Here is a 23,817-nt window from a genome sequence, read left to right on the forward strand (position 1 = left end):
GTTTTGTATAAGAGACGCAATCCTATTCAAAGAACGTAATAAAAAAATGTGTTCGGCAATGCACAGTCTCCATTATGTAAGAGACATAGTCTCAGATATTTTTGAAAATCGTAATACTAAATTGCTAAAGATAGAAACTATTTTTTATTTTTCTGCTTTCATATTCCCCTTAAACTAAGCTGTCTCCTCATTTTAGAAATTACATAAGAAGATAAGCTTATTCCACTCTGATATACAAAAACTGAATACAACACTGAGCCGTCTTCATATTTGTCTCAAACATACTGCTGTATAAAGTTTAGGTTGATTTATAAGCAACAAAAAAGCACGCACTTTATAAGAAAGCAATATCATAAAACCATTAATAGACTGGCAATATATTGAAAAAATATACCAGCTTTTATAAAATGCTTTTCAAAACAACAAGATAACTGTCTTTGTCCCTGCTGATTCTTATAGGTGTTCGCACCAATCCCTTATGTCATACTCATAAAGATCTGTTAAAGGATGATCTGTAGGCAATTTTTTAACTCAAGAATATAGAAAGATCGATGGGATGTTACAGATGTGTTTCATCTGCTTTTATCATTAAAAGTAATGAAAATTGTAAAGCAAGCGCGCCTTCTATCTCTCAGTGATTTCTTTTGCAACTGACCGGATACCCTCGCTGAGAATTGCATAGTGATTTACATGAGAAAAAAATAAAAGCTTCTTATAGGAGCTCTGAAACCATTTAAGATCATATGGTCAGCAGTAAAATAGAATATGCCTATTCTCGTACAGACTATTTAGAACAGCGTCGTATTTTTTGGATCAAATAGACTTCTTATGTTAGGGATCAAAGCTATGATATGGGGCGCATCCCCTCTCATCTGTGAATTATTGTTTCCCTCTATTTCTCTCATTTACTTTTTATAAGTTACATAAATTATTACATCAAGAAATACATGATAATATATTGTTTTTTATGAACAAAATATGGTTAATAAATGGTTATTTTATATTGATATTTTTTTATAATGAAAATGATTTTATTATGTTTGAGGTTTGAAAATAATATTCTTCTTACAGATCGTGAAAATGCAAATTTTCTTCATATAAATGTTTTGACATTCTCAGCCTCATGGGACAATGGATCATTACCAAAACTTTTAAAATTTTGTTTTTAATCCCATCGGTTACAACCTAATTTTGTAAATGCAATCGAGAAAGTCGAAACGTAACATAAAAGAAAGTCGTGTCACACCAATTAATGCTTACTTATTATTTGTGCGCTTTCCAGTGTTTTTGTTAAAAGTATGAAAACTCTGATGAGCGACAGTGAAGCTTAGTTTTTGACCATAGTCGTGTGTCAAGCGTTCTTTTATTTCAATCGTAAAGATGATATCATTCCAACGCGTTAAAACATGGCAACCTGTTCCAATAGGCTTGATAAGCTCAATTTTTGTGTGAAAGACAGGTCCTTTATCTGGATGTTCGCCCAATAAGATTATTTCAGGTCTGAATGCTAAAAGATCAGTTTCTTCGCCATAAGAAAATGAATGCCCTAAATGTTGTTCTAAGACATGGCGATCAAGAAAATTCATAGGAGGAGAACCAATAAAATCAGCAACAAATGTTGTTGCTGGAGTGTCGTAAATTTCCATTGGTGTTCCAATTTGCTCGATAGCTCCTTTATTCAAAACGACTATTCTATCAGCTAATGTCATAGCTTCTAGTTGATCATGGGTAACATAGAGGCTAGTTGTTCCTAATGAACGCTGTAGTGTTTTTATTTCAATACACATTTGCGCCCGTAATTTTGCATCAAGGTTTGAAAGAGGTTCATCAAAGAGAAAAACACGGGGTTGACGTACAATCACACGCCCCATTGCAACACGCTGACGTTGTCCTCCTGATAATTGTCGTGGCTTACGATCAAGAAATGATTCTATCTCCAAAAGTTTTGCAGCATGTGCGATGCGTTTTTTAATTTCTTCTTTAGGAGTTTTACGATTTTTAAGACCATATTCTAAGTTTCCACGAACTGTCATATGGGGATAAAGAGCATAATTTTGAAAAACCATAGCAATATCACGATCAGCTGGTTCACGATCATTGATACGTTCGTTATCAATACATAATTCACCTGAAGTAACTTGTTCAAGTCCTGCTATAATACGCAATAAGGTTGATTTTCCGCACCCTGAAGGACCGACAAGAACAAGAAGTTCTTTATCAGCAACAGTTAAGTTTAAATCATCAATGACCAGAATGCCGTTGTCATACCGTTTTTTTATATTTGATAACTGGATTATGGCCATAATTACTTCTCCGTTTCAATAAGGCCTTTGATAAAAAGCCGCTGCATGAAGATAACAACAAGAACAGGGGGAACCATGGCAACAACCGATACTGCCATAAGTATATTCCATTGAGGATCATGTTGAAGTGATTCGACAATAAGCTGTTTTAAAATAATAAGGATCGTTTGATGATTTTGATCCGTTGTGATGATAAGAGGCCAAAGATATTGTATCCATCCATAAATAAACATAATGATAAATAAAGCAGCGATATTGCTTTTACTAAGAGGAAGAAGAATATCCTTAAAAAATTTAACAGGACCTGCACCATCAACACGTGCTGCCTCTAAGAGTTCATCTGGAATAGTCAAAAAAAACTGGCGAAATAAAAATGTAGCGGTTGCAGATGCAATAAGTGGAATAATCATTCCACTATAGGTGTCGATCATCCCCAATTTCGCAACAACCTCATAGGTTGGAAGAATACGAACTTCGACAGGGAGCATCAATGTAACAAAAATAAGAACAAAAGCAGTTTTTCGGAAAGGAAAACGCATATAAACAATTGCATAAGCAGATAAAAGTGAAATAATAATTTTTCCAATACTAATCCCAAGAGCCATAATGAGTGAATTCATTAAGAGTGGCCAGAGGTTGGGAAGACCGAGTTGTGCAAGGCCATCACCAAAGATTGTTTTATAATTTTCCAAAGCATATTTCCCAGGTAAAAGAGGAAGTGTTCCCGAGTTGAATGCTGCTGAACTATGGGTTGATGCAATGATAGCAACGTAAACTGGAAAGCAAATAATGATAATGCCAATAATGAGAGTAATATGGGTTAGAAATTTCAAAATAGGGCGATTTTCAACCATAATTTACTTCCTAATATTGTACACGACGCTCAATCCAGCGAAACTGAATAATGGTTAAGACAATAACCATCAACATCAATATTGTTGACTGTGCTGCTGATGCACCGATTATTTGATTTCTAAAGCCATCGTCATATACTTTATAGACGAGGATGCTCGTTGCACGCGCAGGACCTCCAGAAGTTGTATTATCAATAATACCAAAGGTATCAAACATAACATAATTGACATTGACAATAAGAAGGAAAAACGTCGTTGGTGAAATTTGCGGGAAGACCACAGTCCAAAATCGTTTAAAGGGACCTGCACCATCAATGGCGGCTGCTTCTATTTGAGAACGCGGAACAGACTGAAGGCCTGTAAGAAAAAAGAGAAAATTGTAAGAAATTTGTTTCCAACTAGCCGCTATGACAATAAGAATCATTGCTTGAGTGCCATTAATACGATAATTCCATAGCACCCCTATTTTCTCGAGAAGAAAAGGGATAATTCCGATGGTGGGATGAAAGATAAACAGCCATAATATACCTGCCAATACTGGAGCAACAGCATAGGGCCAGAGCAAAAGCATTGTATAAGCCTTTTTTGCACGGATGACACGATCAACACAGACAGCTAAAAGAAGTGATATTGTCATTGAAGCGACAGTAACTGAGATGGAAAATACTGCGGTTGTAAGAAGTGATTGCAGATAAGTAGGATCAGAAAGAACGGTTAGATAATTTTCAAAACCAATAAAGGTTGTTGTAAAGCCAAAAGGGTCTTCACGCTCAAAAGATGATTTTATTGCTTGAGCAGCAGGCCAAAAGAAAAACAAAAAAGTCACAAGAAGCTGAGGGAAAAGCAGTCCGTAAGAAAGTAGACTATTTTTAAAATATGCATGTTTTTCTTGCATTCGTAGGGCTCTTTAAATGTAGAGACTTTAAAAAGATAAACAAAAAGAACTCAACTGTTTTTGTTGAGTCTTTAATGTTTAACAATAAAACGAAATTAATGATTAGATTTTTCAAATTCACGCAAGAGTTTATTTCCACGTTCAACGGTCTCATCTAAACCATCTTTCGGTGTTTTTGAACCACTAAGAACAGCTTCCAACTCTTGATCAAGAATAGCACGGATTTGTGGTAAATTACCAAATCTTATCCCTTTCGAGTTAACTGTTGGTGGATTAAGATTAATCTGTTTGATAGCTATATCTGCACCTGGCGTTTTTTCATAGAAATGTTGTTTTTTGCTCAATTCATAAGTCGCTTTTGTGGTTGGAAGATAACCTGTTTCCTGATGCCATTTTGCTTGGTTTTCTGTTTTTGAAAGAAATTTAAGAAAAGCAGCTGCCCCTGCATATTCCTTTGGGGTATGTCCCTTAAACGCCCAAATAGAAGCTCCCCCAATAACTGAATTTTGTGGTGTTCCTTCTGCATCCTTATAATACGGTAGCATACCAACTCCCACATCAAACTGAGCTTCCGAAACAATTCCAGCACGTGATCCTGAAGATTGCATAAAAATTGCGCAATTCTGTGCCATAAACATTGGTGTTGAATCTAATGCACCTGCTGGACCACCATAACGGAAAATACCTTGATCAGACCACTTTTTCAGGTCAGTCCACATACGCACTTGTAAAGGTCCATTAAATGTAAGTTCTGAATCAAGTCCTTTAAAGCCATTTTCCTTCGTTCCAAAAGGAACATTATGCAACGCTGAAAAATTTTCTATACCAATCCATTGAGCAGCATAAGCCATCGTAAAACCGCAAGTTGCTGCTTTAGCCTCAAGAATTTTTTTGGAAAAGTCTTCTATATCTTGCCACGTTTTAGGAGGCTGTTCTGGATCAAGCCCTGCTTTTTTAAAGATATCTTTGTTATAATAAAGAATGGGAGTTGAAATATTGAATGGCATAGAGACGATACGTCCCTGTTCATCGGAGTAATAACCACTAATAGCAGGGAAATAATCTGTAGGATCAAATTCTTGTTTTGTATCAGCCATAAGTTGATAAAATGGATAGATTGCGCCTTTTGCAGCTATCATAGTTCCAGTACCAACGTCATAAATTTGGGCAAGCACTGGCTGTTTCTTTCCACGAAATGCTGCAATGAGTGAAATCAACCCCTCTTCATATTCGCCGCGAAATGACGGAACAACTTTATACTCAGATTGACTTGCATTAAAATCGTTAATGAGACTTTCAGTTTGCTTTCCTAATTCACCACTCATAGAATGCCAAAAGCTGATTTTTGTCTGCGCAGAACTTGCTGTTATTCCCGCTGTAGACATTATGATAGCAACCGTGGCCGCTATGGAAAGATAAAAACGACTCATGGCTCACCCTTTCTGAAGTGATGGAATACAAACTACCCCTAAAATTATAGTATTACACATGAACATGCTATGACAGTTTTATTTCAGAAATATATTCTCTCATTTAAACAGGAACCACCAAAAGGTCAAATGAATTTGTTTAAATTTATTCGTTTTCTTTTATAAGCTTTCTTATGTATTAACGAGATACGCGTTTGTAACTATCTGAAAAAAATGAGATGGCTTAAATAAGCAAAGTCAATTGGTAAAAAAATATAGATCGTAAATGTCATTCAATGACTATTTTAATATCTGGATTTACTTTTTTAAAAAGAATTGTTTATTCTTTTGTTATTTGTTTTATAATTTTCGGCTTATAACTTTAACACGATGTTGCTACTGAATTTAACGAAGAGACAAATAGAATTTTTCTTAAAACTAAGAAAATCACTTTTCAGCGCTTAATGGTCTCCTTCCCTGTAGTGAGATCACGCCCCTTACGCAAAACAAAATGACATTGTATTACCAATTTCCATGCTGTTAAAAAATCTTTCAATACATCTACATTTCATGATAGCTCCTATAAAATAAGCCATAAAGCCTCTCCACTAAAGTATATAAGACTTTTTGTATGCCATCATTTTTACACTTCTTAAAAGTGCAAAACGACACCATCATATGAGACCCTAATGCTTCAATAAGTCTTGCATTTGAAATACGTTAAATGAATATTTTATTCTTTTCTCAATATTTTTTATCCACACACCAACCCTGCTTGTAATGTGCAAACAAATGATTTGAATTGATTCATTGTAAAAAGATTTGAAATAAGAAAATCTTACGTATTAAGGTCTCTTATTCACACGAATAAACGACTAATTATCGTTATAAATCAATGGATTACTGTTATATATTAGATATTTTTTCTTCTTTCATTACACTAGCTTCATGAGGATACATAGTTCCCTTTGTATTGATGTGTTTTTTACCTTTGTGCACGCAATTGCAATGCAAGATCGGGTTGATCTGTCGTAATATAATGTACAGGCATGTCAAGCCAATGTGATAACCGAGCTTTTCCATTAATTGTCCATACCCCTACAGTAAAACCAGCCTCAAGAGCAGATTCAATAAAGTCCTGTGAAACAATAGAGCCATCTAAACTTAGATCAGAATAACCTAATTGCTTCCATTCAGAAAAATGACGGTACATATCACCTTCAAAATTATCAACACATGGACCAGATGGTATTCCTGCTTCAATAAAAGGACAAAGGATCAAAGGATCAAAACTAATTGCAGAAACCCGTTCTGATAAATTGCGGCTTTTTATTAGCGCAAGCGCTTTTTGGGATAATATTGCTTCACGCTCCACTTCACCACATGTCTTGATTTCAAGATGCAATGCAATATTCGTTGGTGCTAAAAGATCAAGCACCTCTTCTAATAAGGGAGGTGCTTCTTGGCTTCCTTTTACGCAGAGCTGTTTGCGTATTTCATTATCAATGTCTTGAATATACCCCTTTTTTCCAACCAATTGGTCTAGACGAAAGTCGTGAAAGACAACCACTTCACCGCTTCTCAGCAAATGAACGTCACATTCAACTTCATCAACACCTAACGCTATAGCATTATTAAATGCCGAAAGAGTATTTTCAGGATAAAGATGAGCTCCACCACGGTGTGCAACAATTTTTTTCTCAGACATGCAAAATTCCACATTTCTCAATTTTAAACGATATTGACGTACAGATTGCCAGATAAAGGCTTGTATCATATGAAAATACACAATCATTTTTAAATGATTTTTTCTGCACTTTTCGAATATCAACCCCTCAGTCATATTTTATTCTTAAAAAGACTTATCCTTCATTTTAATTATTCCCATTCAATAGTACTAGGAGGCTTTGAGGTTACATCATATACAACACGATTAATCCCTCTAACTTCGTTAATAATACGTGCTGCCGTCTTACTTAAAAACGCCATATCATAGGGATAAAAATCAGCAGTCATTCCATCTACAGATGTGACGGCGCGAAGAGCACAAACAAATTCATAAGTACGACCATCCCCCATCACGCCAACAGTTTGAACAGGAAGAAGAACAGCAAAAGCTTGCCAAATTTCGTCATAAAGATCGGCTTTACGGATTTCCTCAAGATAGATAGCATCTGCTTCACGTAAAATTTCTAATTTTTCACGGGTCACGGTACCTGGACAGCGAATTGCAAGACCTGGACCTGGAAAAGGATGGCGACCAATAAATTGCTCTGGTAATCCTAACTCTCGCCCTAGCAAGCGAACCTCATCCTTAAAGAGCTCACGCAACGGTTCTACAAGTTTCATATTCATCTGTTCTGGTAGCCCACCCACATTATGATGGCTTTTAATGGTTACCGTTTTACCAATAGCAGACACACTCTCAATAACATCTGGATAAAGTGTTCCTTGTGCTAAAAACTCTGCTCCTCCTATTTTTTTAGTTTCTTCTTCAAAAACTTCAATGAAAAGGCGACCAATTGTTTTGCGCTTTTTTTCTGGATCTGTCTCACCTTCTAAAGCATTAAGAAATATATCGGCAGCATTAACGTGAATAAGCTCTATATTATAATGATCACGAAAGAGCGTGAGAACTTCTTCAGCTTCATTCTTGCGCATCAGCCCATGGTCTACCAGAATGCATGTCAGTTGATCTCCTATGGCTTCATGAAGGAGTACCGCTACAACAGATGAATCCACACCCCCTGAAAGACCACAAATCACACTACTTTTCCCAACTTTTTGTCGTATCGTAGCAATTGCCTGCTCACGATAAGAAGCCATTGACCAACCACCTTTAATAGCAGAGATTTTATGAATAAAGTTTTGCAAAAGTTTTGTACCATCTGGTGTATGGATAACTTCAGGATGAAACTGTACTGCATAAAAATGTCTTTTTTTATCAGCAATAGCCGCATAGGGAGCTCCGTTTGAGGTCCCTATGACACGAAAACCTTCTGGTAAAGCTGCCACACGGTCACCATGGCTCATCCATACTTGATAATGAGAACCTTTTTCCCACACTCCATCAAAAAGGGCACTCTCTTCTTGTACTTCCAAAAAAGCACGCCCAAATTCACGCTCATGTCCAGCTTCAACCTTTCCTCCAAGCTGAACACACATGACTTGTTCACCATAGCAAATACCCAGAATCGGAATACCCGCCTCAAAAATTTCCATTGGAGCACGCGGAGAGCCCTCATCAATAACGGAATAAGGACTCCCTGATAAAATAATAGCTTTAGGATTTATGCGGCGCACAGCTTCTAAAGCCAATTGAAAAGGAGCAATTTCACAATATACCCCCATTGCTCGTACCCGTCGTGCAATAAGTTGTGTAACTTGTGAACCAAAGTCAATAATAAGAACAGTGTCTGGATGTGATATGCTCATAGAAAACCAATCAACAATTGTAAAAGAAAACTCATGAGAATTATGATTCAATCTTTCTCTTTTCACAAGCCTGTTTTCTTAAGAAAAAGATTATTCTCGTAAAATTTATGATAAAAAATACAAAAATATGGATCAATGTTTTTTTTGCAACACAGATAAAAAGAACCCATCTGTTTGTGTTGTGGACGGCGACAAAGTAAGTCCATAATTTGAAAAAACTGGTTGCACAGGAGAAAAACTAAAATGTTTCTGCCAAAGCGCTGGCATATCTATTGGAACAAAATGAGAATGTTGTTGAAGGAAACGGGAAATTTGTTCCTCATTTTCATCTGTAAAGAGAGAACAGGTAATATAGACTAGGCGCCCATTTGGCTTAAGATAAGCTATCGCTTCATTCAAAATAGACCTCTGTTCTGTTTGGCGTTGTTTCACCTGTTCTAATGTTAAACGCCATTTCGCATCTGGACGACGACGCCATGTTCCTGTCCCACTACATGGTGCATCTAGTAGGACTCTATCCATCTGACCTGTTAATGGTTTTAATTCTTCTCTTTGCACTCGTATTTGTACATTACGAACACCAGCGCGTCGAAGACGATCAAAAATAGGAGCCAAACGAGCTTTGTCTGAATCATAAGCATAAATTTGCCCACGATTGTTCATATCGGAAGCTAAAGCTAATGTTTTACCACCAGCACCTGCGCAATAATCTAATACCTGCATGCTTTCTTGCGCTTCCACAAGGTGAGCAACAATTTGAGATCCTAAATCTTGTATTTCAAAGTATCCTTTTTGAAAAGCTGGTTCTACTTGAACATTAGGATGACGGTGAAACTTTTCAATCGGTGCAATTCTTAAAGCTTGCCCAAACCATGGCAAAGATTTAAGTTTGATTTTTGCTAATTCTTTCAACACCTTTTCTGGTGTTGCCTTTAGATTATTTACTCGTAGATCTAAAGAAGGACGCGTTGCTAACGCAGCCGCTTCAGTGATCCAATTATCACCAAATAAAGGACGCAGATGCGCTTGACACCATTGCGGAATATCACCACGAATATAGTCTGGAGCATCCACTAATTGCTGACCTTGCCACGATTTACGCTGTTTAGCTCCTAATAACTGCGGCGCAAACCGATCTTCTGCCAACTCACCGTCAATTTGCTCCAGCGTCATTTTTCCAGAATCTAATAAGGCACCAAAAACGATATCTCGGATATCACCACTCTCCATACGCCATTGTAAAGAATAGCGTCGTCTTAAAACATCATAAACGATTGTACCAATAGCTGCGCGATCACCTGCTCCAGCAAAGCGATGAGAAAGCCCCCAATCCTTTAAAGCTTCTCCTACTGGGCGATGCTTCATTTCTATCTCTTTAAGAACATCTATTGCTGCTTGCAAACGCCCACCTAATCGCATTCATTTCTCCCATTAAAATAATAAAATTTTAAATCGTCTAAAAAAATAATATTATCTTCTTCTTGTCAATGAAACCTTCTCAAAGCCATTAAAAATTTACATTCAATATTAAAATGATCTGATCATACTTTTTATAAGATCCAATTTAGAGTACCTAGATTTTTCCTTTCATCTTCTGCCCATTCACTTTTTATCCCTCTACCTCTTATACTAAAAGATACGCAGCCATCCATAAAGAACTTATTTCCGCCATGCATTAAGAAAAAACCAAACTCTTTGATTATTGCGTAAAATAAAATATCTCCCATCTTTTAATGGCTATCCTTCTGAAAAAAATAGAAAAAAATCTCATAAAATTAAACACGTTCATCTTACGTTCACCAAAAAATTAACTTTTTAGAAAATGCTTGGAACCACTATTTGGCATGACCGTTTTTACTCTACTGGCAACTGCCAGACAATTTAAAAGGAGAAAATAATGACTTATAATAATGGAAAAACAACTTCATCTAAAAGCCGTCATAACACAACGCCCTCAAACAACGGAAAGAAATCCGTCCAAAGTGATCAGACAAACACTCGCCAACGTGCGTCAAAGACAGGACGGAAGACTACAAAAAGTTAATTCTAATTTTATATAACTTATTTCATATAGTCTTAACAGAAAGAATTAGAGTTTTGACCTCTAATTCTTTCCTTTTTGGGATTATTACACCAAATCACAAACAGAAAAAGCGCAGTCTCTCTTTCTTGTTCTCGGAAGATTTTATATTTATGCGATATGACATTATGTTCTTATATCTTTAAATATCTTTAAACTGGCCCACGATAGTTTGGACTCTCCCGTGTAATAGAAACATCATGCGTATGACTTTCATGGAGTCCCGCATTAGTAATACGTACAAACATTGCTTTTTCACGAAACTCTACGAGATCTTTTGCTCCAACATACCCCATTGAAGCACGAAGCCCACCAGCAAGCTGATGTAGAACTGATGCTATAGGCCCTTTATAAGCCACCTGCCCCTCCACACCTTCAGGAACCAACTTAAGTTCATCACGAACATCATCTTGAAAATAGCGATCTGCCGATCCTCGTGCCATAGCACCAACAGATCCCATACCACGATAGGCTTTAAAAGATCGACCTTGATAAAGATAAACTTCACCAGGACTTTCTTCCGTACCTGCTAAAAGAGATCCAATCATCGCTGCACAAGCCCCACCAGCTAAAGCTTTAGCAAAATCACCTGATGCTTTGATTCCACCATCTGCAATGATGGGAATGCCCGCTTTTTCAGCAACTTCTGCAGCATTCATAATGGCGGCAAGTTGAGGAACACCGACACCAGCAACAATACGCGTTGTGCAAATAGAGCCAGGACCAATACCAACTTTTACCGCATCTGCACCACTGTCAATCAATGCCTGCGTTGCTTGAGCGGTTGCTACGTTCCCAGCAATAACAGCTGGAGAGGAAGCCATCTTTTTAATTTGTTCAACAGTTTCTAGCACATACTGAGAATGGCCATGCGCTGTATCAATGACCAACACATCAACACCTGCGTCGATGAGGCGTTCAGCACGCTCAATTCCTCCATTCCCAACACTACTGGCCGCTGCAGCACGCAAGCGCCCTTGAGAATCTTTAGCAGCATTTGGATTTAATTTTGCTTTTTCAATATCCTTAACTGTTATCAGTCCGACACAACGATTTTGTTCATCCACAACTAATAATTTTTCAATACGATGATGATGTAAAAGATATTTTGCTTCATTAAGTTGGACATTTTCACGCACTGTAATCAAATTTTCATGCGTCATTAATTCATAAATTTTTTGTTTTGGATCCGATGCGAAACGGACATCTCTATTGGTCAAAATGCCAACAAGTCGTCCCGCTTTCTCACCTTTAACACTATTTTCAACAACCGGAATACCTGAAATGCCATGAGAGCGCATCAAAGATTTCGCTTCTTCAAGTGTTGCATCTGGTCCAATTGTGACTGGATTAACAACCATACCAGATTCAAACTTTTTTACTTGGCGGACTTCTTCTGCCTGTTCTGCAGGAGACATATTACGATGAATAACCCCAAGACCTCCAGCTTGAGCCATAGCAATTGCCAAACGCGATTCTGTTACCGTATCCATTGCAGCAGAAAGCAATGGCAAATTGAGCTTAATATCCGCAGCAATGCGCGTACTGAGATCCACTTGACTAGGCATAACAAGAGAATGACCGGGCTGTAAAAGTACATCATCAAAAGTCAGTGCCAATGCACCTGTCCCCGTTTCAACAATCTTTGCCATAGCAAAATTCCTTTTATAATAAAACACCGCAAGGAGCTTTAAAATACAACTGCGGTTCTCATACATGGTAGATTGGCAAAAAATTATGCCATGCTACAAACAAAATGAAAAGAAAAATAAATATTTTTTTTAAGTGTGGTTTATAAAAACTTACAATTGTGATTCAATAGGTAACCAACTTATTATTTTTGCAAATGCGCGCCGCCAAAAATTGCTTTCTGGCTCATGGTCAATGCTATATTTTTTTTCATTTTCAATAAAATCCCAATAAATACGATTATTATTACCAAGACGCAGATGATAGCTCATTTCCCCTGTGGTTTCTTCAGAAAATAACAAATCTAATCTTGCTGTAATAGGAGCACATTCAAAAAGAATGCCCATTTCTGTATTTAATGATGCTGATCTGGGATCAAAATTTAAAGATCCAATAAAAGCTGTTTTACGATCAATTAAAAAAGCTTTGGCATGTAAACTTGCCTTACTCGATCGAAACAATCGTAACCCGTGGGTGTTGCCCTCCGCTTTTAATTCATAAAGCTTAACACCACTTTTCAACAATGCCTTACGATACGATACATAACCACCATGCACCAATGCTACATCAGTAGCTGCTAAAGAGTTCGTCAGAATTTTTACATCAACACCCTTTGAAACCAAATTACTAAAATTCTGCGTTCCAACCTTACCAGGAACAAAATAAGGTGACGTAATCTGAACTGTTTTTTGGGCATTCCCAATAACCTTTGAAAGCGCCTTCATAAGCCAATTGCTTGCTTTTTTACGCAATGCTTTTTCTGGAGGGTCAGAAAGAACAACAACTTTGTCTGCTAAAAATAACCGCCTTCCTGTTTGGATAAAACAATCAAAATTAATGTGCTCTTTGACATAATCTAAATAAACTTTTGCAACCTTGGAATCCCGAAATTTTTGTAATTTATCCTTCCAATAGCTAAGATCACTTGCGCTTTTAGGAACAACTAAAGTATGAATTGGCAAAACAACAGCACTATTCCAAAAATCATCAAAAATACTTTCCACCTTTTTAACAGAGGGCCCGATTAACATCAAATCTAAATCTCGAAAATGGGACTCTTCACCAGCATCAAAATAAGAATCTGCAAGATTACGTCCTCCTACAAAAGCGATCCTACCATCAACAATAAAAGCTTTATTATGCATTCTACGTGTAACAGTAATCGCCCGTAATATAATCTCTAAACCACGGCGTAATCCACCTTTACGCGATCGCCCTGGATTAAACATTCTCACCTCAATATGCGGATGTTTATCTAGCGCAATATAAGCTGGATCACGTGCTTGAGCGTTAATATCATCCAAAAGAAGCCGTACCCGAACACCCCGATCCGCTGCCTTAACTATTTCACTTAATAATAGACGCCCTGTTAAATCATCATCCCAAATATAATACATCAGATCAAGGCTACGCCCAGCCTCTGCAGCTCCTATTGCACGAACACAAAACGCATCCAAATTGCTGATAATGAGGGAAAGGGCATCTTTATCAATCCCCAATCCATTTTCTTCCTCAGCTAATTGACTGACAATACGATCAAGCTTAGTTTCATCTTTCTGAATAGGTAACGCATAAGAACATTGCCCCTTAGCATTTTTCACAAAACGCCCATAGGTGTAGATTGCCAACATAGATGCAATAAAAAAAAAGAGGACAAAACCAATAACAATATGTAAAAGAGTCAAAGAGGACAAACTTTCTATTTTAAGCTATCGCATCATCAGTAATGCAAACGATAATACTAATCACTTTATCTTAACCGTGTAGCAGATAAAATGCCACTTCTTGCTTAAGAGAGTATAAATTTAATATTGATGATACAAAAATTTTAGCGGTAGTATTTAAAAATTTTTTAAAATGCCTCTCTGCTTTAATAAATGTAAACTTAACTAAAATTGTATAAACTGAAACAAACGATTCAAATAGTCACATAAAATTTATATTTGATTTAAATCTACAAAATCATCCTCTATAGATAAATTTTACAATAACTGATTGTTTTCTTAAGCCCCCCACGGACTTTGTAAAAATCCACTCTATTTTTTTGAAACTCATGCTTGTCATGAAGAGAGATTTGTTATGAATTTTACTTTCGTTCTTGATTTCTTATTGCTCGCAATTCTTCCATTTTTCTATAAAGTGTAGAGCGACCAATATGAAGGCGGCGCGCAATCTCACTCATATGTCCTTTATAATGTTTAACCGCTTTCTCGATAATATCATGTTCCATCTCTGCAAAAGTACGCACATGCCCATCAGTATTCAAAAATTTTATCGATTCTTGTTCATTATCTTCTTGCATATTACCCTCAATGATATTGGGAACATTCATTAATGAATTTCCCATTAATTGCGGAAAATCTCGAACAGTTAACAACGGTCCTTCACTGAGTAGAATCGCACGAAATAAAAAATTTTCAAGCTCATTTCTATTGCCAGGCCAATCATACTGCATAAGCAAGGAAAGAGCAGATCCTGCTAAACCATGGACATGTGATCGCCCTGTTTCTGTGATAATGCGGTCAATCAAACGTTGTGTGATCTCTGGAAAATCATCCCTTAATTCTCGTAAAGCAGGGACGCTAATAGACAAGTGAGAAAATTGCTCAAACAAACTATGCAAAAAAAAGTTCTCTTTAACCAAGTCCTTTAAACGCGATGTTGAAATAGCAATGATCCGAAAAGGAAAAAATTCTCCTTTTGTATCCCTTTCCCTTTCTTTAAGGTAATGAGCAAACCGTTTTTGCTGTATGGGCTCAAGTCGATCAATATCACAAAGGCAAAGTGTCCCTTTTTCAAGAGAAGAAACCAATGGTAGGAATTCTTTAAACCACTGCTGATTTTCTTCTTCTGGATCAACGATGGCTGAACATTGAAAGCGAATAAAAACACCATCCGAAAATAATCCCTCATGATGAATAATCCGAGCTAATGTCTCACGTCCTGTTCCAACTTCCCCCTCTATCAAAAGATTCTGTAAAGAAGTTGCTGCTTGTCTCGATTGCTCTAACACTATCTGCATAGCTCTACTTTTTATGCAAAGATCAGAAAATCGTAAATGATTCTCTTTTTTTCGCCGAATATCTCGAACTTCATGCTCCAAGGCAGAAATAAGAGAAAGAATATCCAAAGTAACCCTTACGCGTAATAAGGTTACTGGGTGGATCCAATAATCAATAGCTCCAGCTGTTAAAGCTTTCTGGAGTAAATTCTGATTCTCTTGTTGTGCTATAACGACAATAGGAACAGAAACACCAGCAACTCTAATCATTTTAATCAAATCGCTCACACTCAAATCACTCATAACAACATCAAGGAGTGCAAGCACTATGTTTTTACGCCTGTGTAAAAGATCAATCGTACGGAGACCATTTTCTGCTTCAATGACACGATAACCAAAACCTCGCAGCATAGCAGAAAGTTCTATACGTCTTCCATAATCTTCACTCGCAACAAGAATGGGACCAACCATAATGTCAATAATCTCCTTTGAGACTACTCAGCAGCTTAATATAAAAATTGTTGTAAACCATAAGAAATATTTCACCTCTTGTGTTTCACTTACAAACTTCATCAAGCTGTTAATTAAATACAACATTAAGGCATTTTTTTCCATTTTTTTGCTTTTTCATTGATTTTCATCAAATTTTTCATATTGACTCATAGGGTAATTTAATAATGTTATAAAAACTAGAGAGCAAAATAATCTAAATAGAGTGCAATAAATGAAACATACCTGTCATATTTTATGTCTTACAATTACCACCTTGCTGTTAAGTGCCTGTAGCTTTTCGCAATATTATAACTCAAGTATGCCAACTGGAATTGATGGAAAATGGATTGATGAGAATGGTATTATTTCTTCTTTCCACAATGGCGTTTTTGAAACGCATGCAGCAGATACAGAAGAAAAACTATCAGAAGGGGTATATAATTATCTCAATGCCCAAAATATAGAAATTGAAATACGCTCTATTCTCCGTGGAACAATTTCTAGAGTTAATTGTACAGTGTCATATGACGCCACACAACTTCTCTGCACCTCACATACAGGAGCACAGTTTTTTCTTAAGCGGAAATCTTAAACAAAGTACAAAGGAAGCCTCTCTTAAGAACAGAGGGAGCACATACATTAAGCAGGAGGTGATCCTTTCTCCTCCTGATGGAAAGTTCTTTCTAAAATACGCAAAGAGACTGATATAATCTTTACCCTGAAAATTTTCTAAACATTACGAAATGCGTAAAATAATCATTTTCTTCCACAAAATATCAGTAAAGCCACCTCACAATAAAATTGTTACTTTGTATCATTCAATCTACTTTAACCTAAAATAACATTTTATTTGATAGGGAACTTTAATCTAAGCAGCGCCAATGCGCAAAAGATCATGAAAATGAACAATCCCTATCGGTTTTTTATCTTCAACCACGAAAAAAGCACCAATATGATGATCATTAATAAAAGCTGTTGCTGTACCGACAAGTGTATTTGGCTTTACAACTTTAGGAGCTTTGGTCATCACCTCGTCAACATTAAATTTTGATAAATTAAAATGAATGTTACGTGCAAGATCGCCATCGGTTACAATTCCGATTAATTCGCCTTCTTGATTCACAACACCAACACAACCAAAATGCTTTTCCACCAAAACATTCATCGCTTCAGTCATAGATGTTCCCTGCATAACCAAAGGAATATTATCACCCTCATGCATAATATCACACACGTATTTAAGGCTTGCTCCAAGAGAACCACCAGGATGATATATTTTGAAATCCGTTGCGGTAAAACCACGCATTTCTAAAAGAGAAACCGCTAATGCATCTCCCATTGCCAATTGCATAATTGTTGAAGTTGTAGGAGCTAAACCATGGGGGCAAGCCTCTTCTATCTTTGGTAATAATAAAACAATGTCAGCTTGTCGTCCTAATACAGAGCACTCACTTGATGTCATCGCAAGAAGGGGGATACGAAAACGCGCCGCATAACTGATAATACCACTTAACTCTTGAGTTTCACCAGACCATGATAAAGCAAGAATAACATCATCAGATCCAATCATACCAAGATCACCATGATTGGCTTCTGCAGCGTGAACAAAAAAGGCAGGCGTTCCAGTTGAAGCTAAAGTTGCTGCAATTTTTGTCCCTATATGACCACTTTTCCCAAGACCAGTAATTACCACATGTCCACGAGCATTTCTAATAGTTTGAACAGCCGCTTCAAAAGAAGAAGAAAGACTTCCCAGAAGAGCTTTTTCAAGGACTTCAAGCCCCTGCTTTTCACTGGCAAGTGTTTTAAGTGCTGATGCAACAGCACCTTGCAAAGCCATATGAGGAGACGATGTTATCATAATCAAATTCGATCAATAAAATTAAATGAGAGATCTATATTATTTTTCAACATTAATGGTTTCCAGTAAATTTTTCAATGAGGCAGAAACATGGCTGTGCATATCAGCGCGTGCCAAAGAAAATGCAACGTTGGCTTCAATAAAACCAGCTTTAGAACCGCAATCAAAAGTGCGCCCTTCTACTTGCAAACCCCAAAAATCTTGTTCATTTGAAAGCCGTATCATAGCATCTGTTAATTGAATTTCATTTCCTGTTCCTCGTTCTTGAGTGGAAAGAATATTAAAAATTTCTGGCTGCAAAATATAACGTCCATTGATGTACAAATTTGATGGTGCCGTTCCTAGCACTGGTTTTTCTACCATTTTTGTGATTTTAAAACCATTGGCAATCTGTTTACCTTTGCCAACTATACCGTATTTATGTGCTTCCTCAAGATCGCATTCCTGAACTGCAATAATATTTCCCCCCCCCACCTTTTCATAAAGACTAATCATCTCAGAAAGACATCCTTTTTTGGCTTGAATCAGCATATCGGGTAATAACAAAGCAAAAGGTTCCCCTGCAACTAATTCACGCGCACACCAAAGAGCATGCCCTAATCCCAAAGGTTGCTGTTGCCGAGTGAAAGAAGTTGACCCTGGTAATGGCTGTAAACGGTATAAATGTGCAAGATCTTCTTTCTTTCCACATTCAGCCAGTGTCGTGTATAATTCAACTTGCGCATCAAAATAATCTTCAATGACTGCTTTGTTACGTCCAGTTACAAAAATAAAATGCTCAATACCAGCCTCCCTCGCCTCATCCACAACATATTGAATAACAGGTTTATCAACAACTGTTAGCATTTCTTTAGGAATTGTTTTTGTCGCAGGAAGAAAACGGGTACCAAGACCTGCTACTGGAAATACAGCTTTCCGGATTTTACGCACACTCACCCTCCTCAATGAATTCATATATTTTTTGTTTTATTTAACATATGTTTTTACGAAATGGTAAAAAAGATATCTTATTGTTTTGATTATCATTATAATGGGCAATCAAAAATGTAAAAGAAAGTATGAGAATTTATTGAAAGGGTTAAAACGAATTATTTATTGCAGTTTTCTCCTCTTCTTGATCATATTATAGATTAAACTAAATACAAAATAAAGTTATTGCATATCTAATAAATTGAATATTAATGAGGATTTCAAAATGCAAAAAATAGAATTGAAGACTTTCTCTTTTTTAGAGAAGTCAATAAATTGGGGAACTCTTCTCACTAGATCTGCCGTTATTGTTTCTGCTTTTTTAATGTTTTTTATATCCCTTTCATATGCTGATAACGGATTTAAACACTGGATTAAAGAATTTAAAAAAATAGCTATTGCTCACAATATTACCCCTTCTACGTTTCATATGGCATTTAAAGGTGTTAATGCCATTGATCCAGAAGTTCTAAAAAGCGCCGCATACCAACCGGAATTTGTTGCTCCTTCATGGAACTATTTCGATAATCGTGTGCATGAAAGAGCAATTGTGGAAGGACAACGCCAAACTCAAAAATGGAACAAATGGCTTCTTCAAATTGAAAAACGTTTTGGTGTTGACCGCAATATTTTGCTTGCTATTTGGTCAATGGAAAGCGACTATGGGAAAGTTTTAGCCAATAAAAGTGTAATGCGTGATACCATTCGCTCTCTTGCAACTCTAGCTTACGCTGATAAAAAACGTGCAAAATATGCATATACACAGCTGATTGCTGCTATGAAAATTCTACAAAGTGGCGAAATTAAACGCTCTCAACTCACTGGGTCTTGGGCCGGTGCATTGGGGCATACACAATTTATTCCAAGCAGTTATCTCGCCTATGCGATTGATATGGACCAGGATGGACGGCGTGATATCTGGAACTCTGTTCCAGATGCTCTGGCTACTGCTGCTAACCTTCTCCACAAAAATGGCTGGCAACCTAATCTTATTTGGGGAGTAGAGGTAAAAGTGCCGCAGGGGGAAAAGCTTCCTGAAGGCTGGTATTCCTTTGAACAATGGAAAAAATTAGGTGTACAACACGCAAATGGGCATCCTCTTCCTACATTAGCTGAACAAGCAATATTAAAATATCCAGATGGAGTAAAAGGGCCTATATTCTTAGTTACAAAGAATTTCTTTGTTCTGAAACAGTATAATAATGCAGATCGTTATGCGTTTGCTGTTGCTCTTCTTGCTGATCGCATCGCTGGACATCCTGGATTGGTGCATGATTGGCAAAGACCTTTTCAACCTCTTACTTTCCAAGAATGCAAAGAACTGCAATCTCGCTTAAGTGCACTGGGCTATTATAAAGGGAATGTTGATGGAAAAATCGGAACAGCTTCTCGCAAAGCAATTAAAGCTTTTCAACTACGTCACGATCTAGAAACAAATGGATACCCATCATCTCAAGTGCTTTTTCTCCTTCGCAAACAATAATGGAGACTAAAGTTTTGTCTTCTGTTCGCCTGATATACTTGACATTATTGCTAATTTCACTTTCTATTCTGGGGATCATACAGCCATCCCCAAGTAAAGCAACGAACTTCTTCAAATGGTTATCACAACATAACAAACAGACGCAACAACCACCGCAAATTATAGAACAAAAAATAGACAAGCCGCAAAAAAAGATCGTAACACAAAAAAATATACAAAAGCTAAAAAATGAGAATGCAAAGCGCATTCTTGTCATAGGGGATTTTACAGCTTCTGCTGTTGCCGATGCACTTAAGAAGTTTTTTATAAATAATAGCGATATCGTTATCATGAACAACACAATGCCAGCTTCCGGCTTAGTTCGAACGGATTATTATTCTTGGCAAAGCAATATTTCTAAACTCATTGATCAAAATAACCCCGATGTTGTTATCATGATGATCGGTGCAAATGATAATCAACCAATCACAGACTCTTATAGCACAATTAACACAGATCAATCAGAATGGATGCACATCTACAAACAAAGAATTATTGAAATTGCTGAAAGTCTTCATGCCTCTAGAAAATCATGGATATGGATAAGTCAACCTGCCTTTAGAAATGACCTTTTGACACAAAAAATGAAAATTTTTAATGCGCTCTATAAACAAGAAACAGAAACAGCAGGAGGATATTTCCTCGATATCTGGAGCGGCTTTAGTGATGAAGAAGGAAATTTTTCTTTTTCAGGCTATGATATTAATGGAAAAATAACCAAATTACGCACCAATAATGGCATGCATTTCACCTCTGAAGGAAAGAAAAAACTTGCCTCTTATTTAGAAAAACCATTGAAAAATATTTTAAATTTTTATGCCTTTTCTCATGAAAATCCTTACTCAACCGATCAAGCTATTCAAAAACTTATACAAGAATCAGAGAATAAAGAGCGGAGTAATATTATGCGTCAGCCTCCAATGAGCCTCGATGATATGGCACAACAAAACACTCAGCTTTTAGGCAAAAGAAAGTCAAGTTTTATAAAAAAATCATGGTTTCCATCAAATGGGCATCAAAAAGATCGAGCTGATAATTTTTCTTTCCCATAATGTCTCTTTAAAAGACAAAATCTAATTTCCTCCATAAACAAAAAGCAAATAAGATAAAAAACACTGTTTACAGAGCTATAATGAAGAGAAAATTTGCATAAATCACAACTGCATTTTTCGAATAATATGAAAACGGCATGGTATTAACCATACCGTTTTATCTTATAGTCCACGTTTGTTAATCATTGCCTCTGGTAAAGGCATCCGTCCCCGAAAAGCTTTATAAAGCTCCTCTGGATCACGACTTCCCCCAGCAGAGTAAATAAAACGTTTCAACTTATCAGCAAGCTCTGAATTAAAAACATCTCCCGTTTCTTCAAAAGCCTGAAAAGCATCAGCATCAAGGACTTCCGACCACATATAAGAATAGTAACCAGCGGCGTAACCATCACCTGAAAATATATGCGTAAAATGTGGAGGACGATGGCGCATAATAATTGTATCAGGCATTTGCAGTTTTTCTAATTCTTGGCGTTCAAACACTGTTGGATCAGTTACCTTTTGTCCTTTATGAAAAGCCATATCTACCAGAGCTGATGAAGTAAATTCAACTGCAGCAAAGCCAGCATTAAATATCTGTGCTGACAAAACCTTATCCATTAATGCTTGCGGCATAGGATGTCCTGTTTTTGTATGCGTAGCATAAGTTTGTAAAATCTCTGGTACAGTTAACCAATGTTCGTAAAGTTGAGAAGGCAGCTCAACAAAATCACGCGAAACCGATGTTCCCGATACAGATGGCCATGTGACATCAGAAAGCAAACCATGCAATGCATGCCCAAATTCGTGGAAAAGCGTACGCGCATCATCAAGTGATAAAAGAGCAACCTCCCCTTTGGGTGGTTTAGCAAAATTACAAACATTGTAGATAATAGGCTTTTGTCCGCCATCCAATTTATATTGTGATTGCAAACTACTCATCCACGCACCGGACCGTTTTGAAGAACGTGCAAAATAATCACCAATGAAATACCCAAGTAGACTTCCATCAGACTTTTTTACTTCCCACAAACGTGCATCAGGATGCCAAAGTGCAACAGCGTTTTTTTCTTCAAATGTAATGCCAAAGAGTTTTTCTGCTACCCCAAAAGCCGCTTTAATCATACGATCAAGCTGAAAATAATATTTAATCTCAGCGCTATCGAAAGAAAGTTTTTCAGTGCGAAGTTTTTCAGCATAATAACGCCAATCCCAAGCAGCTAAAGATTCATTGCTGCCCTGATTGTTGGCAAAATTTTGTAATTCAATTTGCTCAGTAGAAGCCTTCGCTCTTGCGCGCTCCCATACAGGCATAAGCAAATCCATAACGGAATTAACACTTTTAGCCATGGTATTATCGAGTTTCAAATCTGCGAAAGATTTATATCCTAATAATTTAGCCTGCTCATCTCGAAGCGCAACAATCTCTACAATAATTGTTTTATTATCATTCTTGTTATTATTTTCACCACGTTTAGCCCAAGCCTGGAATGCAACCTCACGCAAATCACGACGATCAGAGAATTTTAAAAAAGGTTCAACAATCGAACGTGCTAGTGTTAATGCATACGCTTCTTCATTACCTCTTTCACACGCAATTTCCTTCATTGAATCAATGAGATCTTGCGGTAAACCAGATAAGTCGGTTTGTTTTAAAAACAGAATCCATTCAGCTTCATCATTCAAGACATTTTGTCCAAAAGTAGCATTTAAAAAAGCAAGTCTTTCATTAATTTCCAAAAGCCGTTTCTTAGCTTTTCCATCGAGTTTTGCCCCATGACAAACGAACTTTTTCCACCATAATTCAAGAACACGTGTTGTTTCACTCTCAAATATACCCAGCTGCGACTGTTTATAAAGCACATCTATTTTCGCAAATATTCGTGCATCCATCATAATTTTTGAAGAATAACGAGAAAGCTTTACAACGAACTCTTGCTCTAGCTGTTGAATTAATACATTCGTATGAGCACTGGTGCGCAAGAAAAATATTGAACAGACACGATCAAGCGCTTTGCCACAAAGCTCAAAAGGCTGCAAAAAATTCTCAAGCGTTGGTAGTTCTTGCACCATCGCAATCGCCTCTAGTTCTTCTTCGGCTTCTTGAAGTGCCTGTTCAAAAGCGGGTTTAAAATCTTCATCACTGATAGAAGAAAAATCAGGAAGACCTGAAAATCCCTTCCAGTCCAGCATTGCTGCTTTTGTCATAATACTTTATGTCTCCATTATAAATTTAAGCTGTAACGATTATCTTTACGACACAAATTGATAATATA

General features: G+C 36.9%; 18 protein-coding genes. 4 read left to right on the plus strand and 14 right to left on the minus strand.

The window, feature by feature from the left end; all coding sequences use genetic code 11:
• Positions 1 to 1,256 precede the first annotated feature (1,256 nt).
• The 8 genes from ACFIKR_RS04075 to ACFIKR_RS04110 form a co-directional block, all read right to left on the minus strand.
• Positions 1,257 to 2,303, minus strand: a complete 1,047-nt coding sequence (locus ACFIKR_RS04075) for a sn-glycerol-3-phosphate import ATP-binding protein UgpC (RefSeq protein WP_375658935.1) — start codon at positions 2,301 to 2,303, stop codon at positions 1,257 to 1,259.
• A 2-nt stretch (positions 2,304 to 2,305) separates the two neighbouring features.
• On the minus strand, positions 2,306 to 3,157 hold the full coding sequence (ugpE, locus tag ACFIKR_RS04080) for a sn-glycerol-3-phosphate ABC transporter permease UgpE (RefSeq protein ID WP_375636011.1): 852 nt from the start codon (positions 3,155 to 3,157) through the stop codon (positions 2,306 to 2,308).
• 10 nt (positions 3,158 to 3,167) lie between these two features.
• Positions 3,168 to 4,052 carry a sn-glycerol-3-phosphate ABC transporter permease UgpA gene (gene ugpA / locus ACFIKR_RS04085; protein ID WP_375658936.1) on the minus strand — a complete coding sequence of 295 codons (885 nt, stop codon included), beginning with the start codon at positions 4,050 to 4,052 and terminating at the stop codon, positions 3,168 to 3,170.
• A gap of 95 nt (positions 4,053 to 4,147) precedes the next feature.
• Complete coding sequence (ugpB, locus tag ACFIKR_RS04090) at positions 4,148 to 5,482, minus strand: sn-glycerol-3-phosphate ABC transporter substrate-binding protein UgpB (RefSeq protein ID WP_375658937.1); 1,335 nt, start codon at positions 5,480 to 5,482, stop codon at positions 4,148 to 4,150.
• A 964-nt stretch (positions 5,483 to 6,446) separates the two neighbouring features.
• The gene (locus ACFIKR_RS04095; RefSeq protein ID WP_375658938.1) at positions 6,447 to 7,169 is read right to left on the minus strand and encodes a glycerophosphodiester phosphodiesterase; all 723 of its coding nucleotides are present in this window, start codon (positions 7,167 to 7,169) and stop codon (positions 6,447 to 6,449) included.
• A gap of 170 nt (positions 7,170 to 7,339) precedes the next feature.
• Positions 7,340 to 8,896, minus strand: a complete 1,557-nt coding sequence (guaA, locus tag ACFIKR_RS04100; protein ID WP_375658964.1) for a glutamine-hydrolyzing GMP synthase — start codon at positions 8,894 to 8,896, stop codon at positions 7,340 to 7,342.
• Between the two features lie 132 nt (positions 8,897 to 9,028).
• Positions 9,029 to 10,315 carry an RsmB/NOP family class I SAM-dependent RNA methyltransferase gene (locus tag ACFIKR_RS04105; protein ID WP_375658939.1) on the minus strand — a complete coding sequence of 429 codons (1,287 nt, stop codon included), beginning with the start codon at positions 10,313 to 10,315 and terminating at the stop codon, positions 9,029 to 9,031.
• Between the two features lie 131 nt (positions 10,316 to 10,446).
• The gene (locus tag ACFIKR_RS04110) at positions 10,447 to 10,623 is read right to left on the minus strand and encodes a hypothetical protein (RefSeq protein WP_375658940.1); all 177 of its coding nucleotides are present in this window, start codon (positions 10,621 to 10,623) and stop codon (positions 10,447 to 10,449) included.
• A gap of 170 nt (positions 10,624 to 10,793) precedes the next feature.
• Here ACFIKR_RS04110 and ACFIKR_RS04115 point away from each other — a divergent pair, with 170 nt between their 5' ends.
• Positions 10,794 to 10,940 (plus strand): hypothetical protein, encoded by a 147-nt coding sequence (locus tag ACFIKR_RS04115; RefSeq protein ID WP_375611873.1) that lies wholly within the window; start codon positions 10,794 to 10,796, stop codon positions 10,938 to 10,940.
• A gap of 188 nt (positions 10,941 to 11,128) precedes the next feature.
• Here the strand turns inward: ACFIKR_RS04115 and guaB are convergent, their stop codons facing one another.
• The 3 genes from guaB to ACFIKR_RS04130 form a co-directional block, all read right to left on the minus strand.
• Positions 11,129 to 12,628, minus strand: a complete 1,500-nt coding sequence (gene guaB / locus ACFIKR_RS04120; protein ID WP_375658941.1) for an IMP dehydrogenase — start codon at positions 12,626 to 12,628, stop codon at positions 11,129 to 11,131.
• A 150-nt stretch (positions 12,629 to 12,778) separates the two neighbouring features.
• Complete coding sequence (locus tag ACFIKR_RS04125) at positions 12,779 to 14,350, minus strand: phospholipase D family protein (RefSeq protein WP_375658942.1); 1,572 nt, start codon at positions 14,348 to 14,350, stop codon at positions 12,779 to 12,781.
• A gap of 401 nt (positions 14,351 to 14,751) precedes the next feature.
• Entirely contained in the window at positions 14,752 to 16,137 is a 1,386-nt protein-coding gene (locus tag ACFIKR_RS04130; RefSeq protein WP_375658943.1) for a sigma-54-dependent transcriptional regulator, read from the minus strand.
• Positions 16,138 to 16,390: 253 nt separating this feature from the next.
• Here ACFIKR_RS04130 and ACFIKR_RS04135 point away from each other — a divergent pair, with 253 nt between their 5' ends.
• Positions 16,391 to 16,750 carry a hypothetical protein gene (locus ACFIKR_RS04135; RefSeq protein WP_375658944.1) on the plus strand — a complete coding sequence of 120 codons (360 nt, stop codon included), beginning with the start codon at positions 16,391 to 16,393 and terminating at the stop codon, positions 16,748 to 16,750.
• A gap of 276 nt (positions 16,751 to 17,026) precedes the next feature.
• On the opposite strand, the gene ACFIKR_RS04140 is transcribed toward ACFIKR_RS04135, so the two are convergent.
• Together ACFIKR_RS04140 and ACFIKR_RS04145 are read right to left on the minus strand one after the other, a co-directional pair.
• On the minus strand, positions 17,027 to 18,019 hold the full coding sequence (locus ACFIKR_RS04140) for an SIS domain-containing protein (RefSeq protein ID WP_375658945.1): 993 nt from the start codon (positions 18,017 to 18,019) through the stop codon (positions 17,027 to 17,029).
• Between the two features lie 39 nt (positions 18,020 to 18,058).
• Positions 18,059 to 18,949 carry a UTP--glucose-1-phosphate uridylyltransferase gene (locus tag ACFIKR_RS04145; RefSeq protein WP_375647146.1) on the minus strand — a complete coding sequence of 297 codons (891 nt, stop codon included), beginning with the start codon at positions 18,947 to 18,949 and terminating at the stop codon, positions 18,059 to 18,061.
• A 265-nt stretch (positions 18,950 to 19,214) separates the two neighbouring features.
• Here ACFIKR_RS04145 and ACFIKR_RS04150 point away from each other — a divergent pair, with 265 nt between their 5' ends.
• Both ACFIKR_RS04150 and ACFIKR_RS04155 read left to right on the plus strand, forming a co-directional pair.
• Positions 19,215 to 20,471, plus strand: coding sequence for a lytic murein transglycosylase (locus tag ACFIKR_RS04150; protein ID WP_375658946.1), 1,257 nt, complete (start codon positions 19,215 to 19,217; stop codon positions 20,469 to 20,471).
• A gap of 14 nt (positions 20,472 to 20,485) precedes the next feature.
• Positions 20,486 to 21,562 carry an SGNH family hydrolase gene (locus ACFIKR_RS04155; RefSeq protein ID WP_375658947.1) on the plus strand — a complete coding sequence of 359 codons (1,077 nt, stop codon included), beginning with the start codon at positions 20,486 to 20,488 and terminating at the stop codon, positions 21,560 to 21,562.
• A 162-nt stretch (positions 21,563 to 21,724) separates the two neighbouring features.
• Here ACFIKR_RS04155 and ACFIKR_RS04160 read toward each other — a convergent pair whose 3' ends face one another.
• Positions 21,725 to 23,749 (minus strand): M3 family metallopeptidase, encoded by a 2,025-nt coding sequence (locus tag ACFIKR_RS04160; protein ID WP_375658948.1) that lies wholly within the window; start codon positions 23,747 to 23,749, stop codon positions 21,725 to 21,727.
• Positions 23,750 to 23,817: the final 68 nt, after the last annotated feature.

Origin of the sequence: Bartonella sp. MR30HLJHH, from assembly GCF_042194195.1 — a bacterium.
GTDB lineage: Bacteria > Pseudomonadota > Alphaproteobacteria > Rhizobiales > Rhizobiaceae > Bartonella > Bartonella grahamii.

What these genes read in the sequence shown, in the direction of transcription:
- guaA (WP_375658964.1), bottom strand. Translation starts at nt 8,896, where the DNA reads ATGAGCATATCACATCCAGACACTGTTCTTATTATTGACTTTGGTTCA.
- ugpA (WP_375658936.1), bottom strand. Translation starts at nt 4,052, where the DNA reads ATGCAAGAAAAACATGCATATTTTAAAAATAGTCTACTTTCTTACGGA.
- ACFIKR_RS04135 (WP_375658944.1), top strand. Translation starts at nt 16,391, where the DNA reads ATGAAACATACCTGTCATATTTTATGTCTTACAATTACCACCTTGCTG.
- ACFIKR_RS04115 (WP_375611873.1), top strand. Translation starts at nt 10,794, where the DNA reads ATGACTTATAATAATGGAAAAACAACTTCATCTAAAAGCCGTCATAAC.
- guaB (WP_375658941.1), bottom strand. Translation starts at nt 12,628, where the DNA reads ATGGCAAAGATTGTTGAAACGGGGACAGGTGCATTGGCACTGACTTTT.
- ACFIKR_RS04110 (WP_375658940.1), bottom strand. Translation starts at nt 10,623, where the DNA reads ATGGGAGATATTTTATTTTACGCAATAATCAAAGAGTTTGGTTTTTTC.
- ACFIKR_RS04150 (WP_375658946.1), top strand. Translation starts at nt 19,215, where the DNA reads ATGCAAAAAATAGAATTGAAGACTTTCTCTTTTTTAGAGAAGTCAATA.
- ACFIKR_RS04105 (WP_375658939.1), bottom strand. Translation starts at nt 10,315, where the DNA reads ATGCGATTAGGTGGGCGTTTGCAAGCAGCAATAGATGTTCTTAAAGAG.
- ACFIKR_RS04095 (WP_375658938.1), bottom strand. Translation starts at nt 7,169, where the DNA reads ATGTCTGAGAAAAAAATTGTTGCACACCGTGGTGGAGCTCATCTTTAT.
- ugpB (WP_375658937.1), bottom strand. Translation starts at nt 5,482, where the DNA reads ATGAGTCGTTTTTATCTTTCCATAGCGGCCACGGTTGCTATCATAATG.
- ugpE (WP_375636011.1), bottom strand. Translation starts at nt 3,157, where the DNA reads ATGGTTGAAAATCGCCCTATTTTGAAATTTCTAACCCATATTACTCTC.
- ACFIKR_RS04160 (WP_375658948.1), bottom strand. Translation starts at nt 23,749, where the DNA reads ATGACAAAAGCAGCAATGCTGGACTGGAAGGGATTTTCAGGTCTTCCT.
- ACFIKR_RS04140 (WP_375658945.1), bottom strand. Translation starts at nt 18,019, where the DNA reads ATGATAACATCGTCTCCTCATATGGCTTTGCAAGGTGCTGTTGCATCA.
- ACFIKR_RS04075 (WP_375658935.1), bottom strand. Translation starts at nt 2,303, where the DNA reads ATGGCCATAATCCAGTTATCAAATATAAAAAAACGGTATGACAACGGC.
- ACFIKR_RS04130 (WP_375658943.1), bottom strand. Translation starts at nt 16,137, where the DNA reads ATGGTTGGTCCCATTCTTGTTGCGAGTGAAGATTATGGAAGACGTATA.